The organism is Escherichia sp. AM3, assembly GCF_032029835.1.
Classification (GTDB): Bacteria; Pseudomonadota; Gammaproteobacteria; order Enterobacterales; family Enterobacteriaceae; genus Escherichia; species Escherichia coli.
On sequence record NZ_JAVUPQ010000111.1, the window covers coordinates 1 to 5,922 of the forward strand.

6 protein-coding genes and 1 pseudogene are annotated in these 5,922 nt (G+C 42.5%); all 7 read left to right on the top strand.

All coding sequences use genetic code 11. The features are described 5' to 3' along the window. Positions 1 to 332: fimbrial protein (locus RTW80_RS21965; RefSeq protein ID WP_409415305.1), on the top strand; the 332-nt coding region annotated here is incomplete at its 5' end. Positions 333 to 429: 97 nt separating this feature from the next. After that, on the top strand, positions 430 to 1,170 hold the full coding sequence (locus RTW80_RS21970) for a fimbrial chaperone (RefSeq protein WP_000465928.1): 741 nt from the start codon (positions 430 to 432) through the stop codon (positions 1,168 to 1,170). A gap of 34 nt (positions 1,171 to 1,204) precedes the next feature. Continuing rightward, positions 1,205 to 3,802 carry a Yad fimbria usher protein HtrE gene (gene htrE / locus RTW80_RS21975; RefSeq protein WP_000151605.1) on the top strand — a complete coding sequence of 866 codons (2,598 nt, stop codon included), beginning with the start codon at positions 1,205 to 1,207 and terminating at the stop codon, positions 3,800 to 3,802. Positions 3,803 to 3,818: 16 nt separating this feature from the next. After that, positions 3,819 to 4,388, top strand: coding sequence for a fimbrial protein (locus tag RTW80_RS21980; RefSeq protein ID WP_000598300.1), 570 nt, complete (start codon positions 3,819 to 3,821; stop codon positions 4,386 to 4,388). An 11-nt stretch (positions 4,389 to 4,399) separates the two neighbouring features. Beyond that, positions 4,400 to 5,005: a fimbrial-like protein YadL gene (gene yadL / locus RTW80_RS21985; protein WP_001310526.1), complete on the top strand. Its 606-nt coding sequence runs from the start codon at positions 4,400 to 4,402 to the stop codon at positions 5,003 to 5,005. Positions 5,006 to 5,031: 26 nt separating this feature from the next. Then, complete coding sequence (locus tag RTW80_RS21990) at positions 5,032 to 5,628, top strand: fimbrial-like protein (RefSeq protein WP_000553749.1); 597 nt, start codon at positions 5,032 to 5,034, stop codon at positions 5,626 to 5,628. 49 nt (positions 5,629 to 5,677) lie between these two features. Further along, positions 5,678 to 5,922 (top strand): annotated as a pseudogene (locus RTW80_RS21995) (fimbrial-like adhesin); the annotation flags it as partial.

Below are 5,922 nucleotides of genomic sequence, written 5' to 3' on the forward strand. Positions count from 1 at the left end.
ACTGCAGCAAAGCAAATCCGAATCCAGGTAGTACAGCTAAAATGACCTTCGGTTCTGTTTTCTTTGGTAATAGCAAAGGAACGCTGAACAACGACATGTCTATTAACAACCCATCTGACGGCGTTAATATCGCTCTACACAATATTGATGGTTCCACTATCAAACAGGTTCAAATTAACAACCCTGGCGATGTGTATACTAAAGCCCTGGATGCAACGACAAAATCTGCTGTTTATGATTTTAAAGCGTCTTACGTTCGTGCCGTCGCAGACCAAACAGCAACTGCTGGTTATGTAAAAACTAACACTGCATACACCATTACTTATCAGTAAGTATTCACCAGTTAAATTGATTGAATGAATATACAGGGAATAATAATTTCTATTTTATATTATTCCCTGTTTTAATTAACTCTATCAGGGATGGTTTATGTTTTTTAACACCAAACATACAACAGCTTTATGCTTCGTAACCTGTATGGCTTTTAGTTCATCGTCTATTGCGGACATTGTCATTTCGGGTACTCGCGTAATATATAAAAGCGATCAAAAAAGTGTCAACGTACGTCTGGAAAATAAAGGGAATAACCCGTTGCTTGTCCAGAGTTGGTTAGATACTGGCGATGACAACGCTGAGCCTGGCAGTATTACAGTCCCTTTTACTGCTACGCCGCCAGTATCGCGTATTGATGCCAAACGTGGGCAAACAATCAAATTAATGTACACAGCCAGCACCTCACTGCCTAAAGACAGAGAGAGCGTGTTCTGGTTTAACGTACTGGAAGTTCCACCAAAACCAGATGCAGAAAAGGTCGCGAATCAAAGCCTGCTGCAACTGGCATTTCGCACACGTATAAAACTTTTCTATCGCCCGGATGGATTGAAGGGAAATCCCTCTGAAGCCCCGTTAGCCCTGAAGTGGTTCTGGTCAGGTTCAGAAGGTAAGGCGTCATTACGAGTGACCAATCCAACCCCTTACTACGTCTCTTTTAGCAGTGGTGATTTAGAAGCTAGCGGTAAACGCTATCCGATTGATGTGAAAATGATTGCACCATTTAGTGATGAGGTCATGAAAGTCAATGGCCTTAATGGCAAAGCGAATTCTGCAAAAGTGCATTTTTACGCCATTAATGACTTTGGTGGCGCAATTGAAGGTAATGCCAGGCTGTAATCAGGCAAGGATATAATTCCGCAGGAAGCATAGCGTGACTATAGAATATACTAAAAATTATCATCATCTGACCCGTATCGCCACGTTTTGCGCGCTGCTGTATTGCAATACTGCTTTCAGTGCTGAACTCGTTGAATATGACCATACCTTCCTGATGGGGCAGAATGCATCTAATATTGATCTCAGCCGGTACAGTGAAGGTAACCCCGCTATACCGGGTGTTTACGACGTCAGTGTTTATGTAAACGACCAACCAATCATTAACCAAAGTATTACATTTGTCGCAATTGAAGGAAAAAAGAACGCCCAGGCTTGTATCACATTAAAGAATTTATTGCAGTTTCATATTAATTCTCCCGATATAAATAACGAAAAAGCCGTTCTGCTTGCCAGGGATGAAACGCTCGGCAATTGCCTCAATTTGACGGAAATTATCCCTCAGGCTTCTGTTCGTTATGACGTTAACGATCAACGTCTGGATATAGACGTTCCTCAAGCCTGGGTAATGAAAAATTACCAAAACTATGTTGATCCATCGTTATGGGAAAACGGCATTAATGCGGCCATGTTGTCATACAACCTCAACGGATATCATAGTGAAACCCCTGGTCGAAAAAATGAAAGCATTTATGCTGCATTTAACGGTGGGATGAATTTAGGTGCATGGCGACTGCGTGCCTCGGGCAACTACAACTGGATGACCGATTCTGGCAGTAATTATGATTTTAAGAATCGGTATGTTCAGCGTGATATCGCCTCGCTGCGTTCTCAACTCATTCTTGGTGAGTCTTATACGACGGGCGAAACCTTTGATTCCGTCAGTATCCGAGGCATTCGTTTATACAGTGACAGCCGCATGTTGCCTCCGACTTTAGCCAGCTTTGCGCCTATCATTCATGGCGTTGCCAATACCAACGCCAAAGTCACTATTACGCAAGGTGGCTATAAGATTTATGAAACGACGGTGCCGCCAGGCGCTTTCGTCATTGATGATCTGAGTCCGTCAGGGTACGGCAGCGATCTTATTGTTACCATCGAAGAATCCGATGGCTCAAAGCGGACATTCTCGCAACCTTTCTCATCCGTTGTTCAAATGTTACGCCCTGGCGTTGGACGTTGGGATATTAGCGGCGGTCAGGTCTTAAAAGATGATATTCAGGATGAGCCTAATTTATTTCAAGCAAGCTACTACTACGGCCTGAATAACTATCTGACGGGTTATACCGGTATTCAGATAACCGATAATAACTATACCGCTGGTTTGTTAGGTCTTGGTCTGAATACTTCAGTTGGTGCATTTTCTTTCGATGTGACTCATTCCAATGTTCGTATCCCGGATGATAAAACATACCAGGGGCAAAGTTATCGTGTTTCCTGGAACAAGTTATTCGAAGAAACAAGTACTTCACTGAATATCGCGGCCTATCGCTATTCGACACAGAATTACCTTGGTCTTAATGATGCACTAACTCTAATTGATGAAGTGAAACATCCCGAACAAGATCTTGAACCGAAATCCATGCGTAATTACTCACGCATGAAAAATCAGGTTACGGTCAGTATTAACCAACCGTTGAAATTTGAGAAAAAAGATTACGGTTCATTTTATCTTTCCGGAAGTTGGTCCGATTACTGGGCTTCCGGACAAAATCGTAGCAATTACTCTATTGGCTACAGTAACAGTACATCCTGGGGCAGCTACAGTGTCAGTGCCCAGCGTTCATGGAATGAAGACGGCGACACTGACGATAGCGTTTATCTTAGTTTCACCATTCCAATTGAAAAATTACTTGGCACTGAACAACGTACTTCAGGTTTCCAGAGTATTGATACTCAAATAAGCAGTGACTTTAAGGGTAATAACCAACTCAACGTTAGCAGCAGTGGCTATAGCGATAACGCTCGCGTCAGTTATAGCGTGAATACTGGCTATACGATGAATAAAGCCAGCAAAGATTTGAGTTATGTTGGGGGTTATGCCAGCTATGAGTCACCATGGGGAACGCTGGCAGGTTCAATTTCTGCAAATAGCGATAACAGCCGTCAAGTTTCTCTCAGCACCGACGGTGGTTTTGTATTGCATAGCGGTGGACTGACTTTCAGTAATGATAGTTTTAGCGACTCCGATACACTGGCGGTAGTTCAGGCTCCAGGTGCTCAAGGAGCGCGAATAAATTATGGCAACAGTACTATCGATCGATGGGGTTATGGTGTCACCAGCGCTCTTTCTCCTTATCATGAAAACCGTATCGCGCTGGATATCAACGATCTTGAGAACGATGTTGAATTAAAAAGTACCAGTGCAGTAGCTGTACCGCGTCAGGGTTCAGTCGTCTTTGCTGATTTTGAAACCGTGCAAGGGCAATCAGCCATTATGAACATCACACGAAGTGATGGTAAAAATATTCCATTTGCTGCAGATATTTATGATGAGCAAGGCAATGTCATTGGTAATGTTGGACAGGGTGGACAAGCATTTGTTCGTGGTATTGAGCAGCAGGGAAATATCAGCATTAAATGGCTCGAACAAAGTAAACCCGTAAGTTGTCTTGCGCATTATCAACAAAGCCCAGAAGCAGAAAAAATAGCACAATCTATTATTCTGAATGGAATTCGGTGTCAGATTCAGTAACTACAAGGGACGTCAAATGATAAAAACAACGCCACATAAAATAGTGATACTGATGGGAATATTATTATCACCCTCAGTATTTGCAACGGATATTAATGTAGAGTTTACAGCCACTGTCAAAGCGACAACCTGTAACATCACACTTACTGGTAATAACGTCACGAATGATGGCAATAATAACTACACATTGAGAATCCCTAAGATGGGTCTGGATAAGATCGCGAATAAAACGACAGAATCTCAGGCTGATTTTAAACTGGTTGCCAGTGGGTGCAGCAGTGGCATCAGTTGGATTGATACCACTCTGACCGGAAATGCATCATCAAGCTCACCTAAGCTTATTATACCGCAGTCTGGTGATTCATCTTCGACGACAAGTAATATCGGTATGGGTTTCAAAAAACGGACTACTGATGATGCCACTTTCCTTAAACCTAACAGTGCGGAAAAGATACGCTGGAGCACAGACGAGATGCAGCCCGATAAGGGTCTTGAAATGACCGTTGCGCTACGTGAAACAGATGCAGGGCAAGGCGTACCGGGGAATTTTCGTGCACTGGCGACGTTTAATTTCATCTATCAATAAGAAGGATAATTATGATGACATTTAAAAATTTACGTTATGGATTATCCAGCAGTGTCGTTTTGGCTGCCTCATTGTTCAGCGTACTCTCTTATGCGGCAACAGACAGTATTGGACTGACCGTTATTACTACTGTAGAAATGGGTACTTGTACCGCTACATTAGTAAATGACTCTGATCAGGACATTTCTGTTGTTGATTTTGGTGATGTATATATTTCTGAAATCAATGCCAAGACCAAAGTAAAAACATTCAAACTCAAATTCAAAGACTGTGCGGGTATCCCCAATAAAAAAGCGCAAATAAAATTAACCAAGCGAGCCACATGCGAGGGAACTGCTAATGACGGTGCGGGGTTTGCAAATGGTTCCACAGCCGCAGATAAAGCAAGTGCTGTCGCCGTTGAAGTCTGGAGCACTGTAACTCCGGCAACAGGGAGTGCAACACAATTTAGCTGTGTAACACCAGCATCACAAGAGGTAACAATCTCCACTGCAGCCAATGCGGTCGTTTATTATCCGATGAGTGCACGCCTGGTCGTGGAAAAAAATAAAACCGTAAACAATGTCACTGCGGGTAAGTTTTCTGCACCAGCCACATTTACAGTAACCTATAACTAACAGACTTACAGATTCAGGAACTATATATGCATCCCACTCAACGTAAGCTGATGAAGAGAATAATTCTGTTTCTGTCATTACTGTTTTGCATCGCCTGTCCAGCCATTGCTGGACAGGATATTGACCTTGTTGCCAATGTAAAAAACAGCACCTGCAAAAGCGGAATCAGTAACCAGGGTAATATTGATCTTGGCGTCGTTGGGGTGGGATATTTTTCAGGTAATGTTACTCCTGAAAGTTATCAACCAGGTGGAAAAGAGTTCACTATCACTGTATCCGACTGTGCATTACAGGGAACTGGCGATGTGCTAAATCAGTTACATATTGATTTTAGAGCCCTTAGCGGTGTCATGGCTGCTGGCTCTAGGCAAATATTTGCTAATGAAATTTCGTCAGGAGCAAGTAATGTAGGAGTAGTTATATTTTCTACTCAGGATTCGGCGAATACATTCAATGTTCTTAATGCTTCAGGCGGATCTCGTTCCGTTTATCCAGTAATGTCGGATGACATGAATGGTTCATCCTGGAAATTTAGCACCCGAATGCAAAAAATCGATCCTGCATTGAGTGTTACATCTGGTCAACTTATGAGCCATGTGTTAGTGGATATTTACTACGAATAACAAACAAAAACAGCGCAAACCATAACAATAAAGAAACATTGGAGTAAAAATGAAGACTATCTTCAGGTACATTCTTTTTTTAGCACTGTATTCTTGTTGTAATACAGTCAGTGCATATACAAGTTTTATTGTGGGAAATAATGCAGGAGTTGATAACTATCGAGGCCCCTCCACTGCCGCACAGATGACCTTTAATTACACATCAACAGCAAGCAACTTGGTTTTTTATAAACCCACGCAGCTCGGCCCGACTGGGGTAAAAATGTACTGGTCATACCTGGATACAGGTACCGG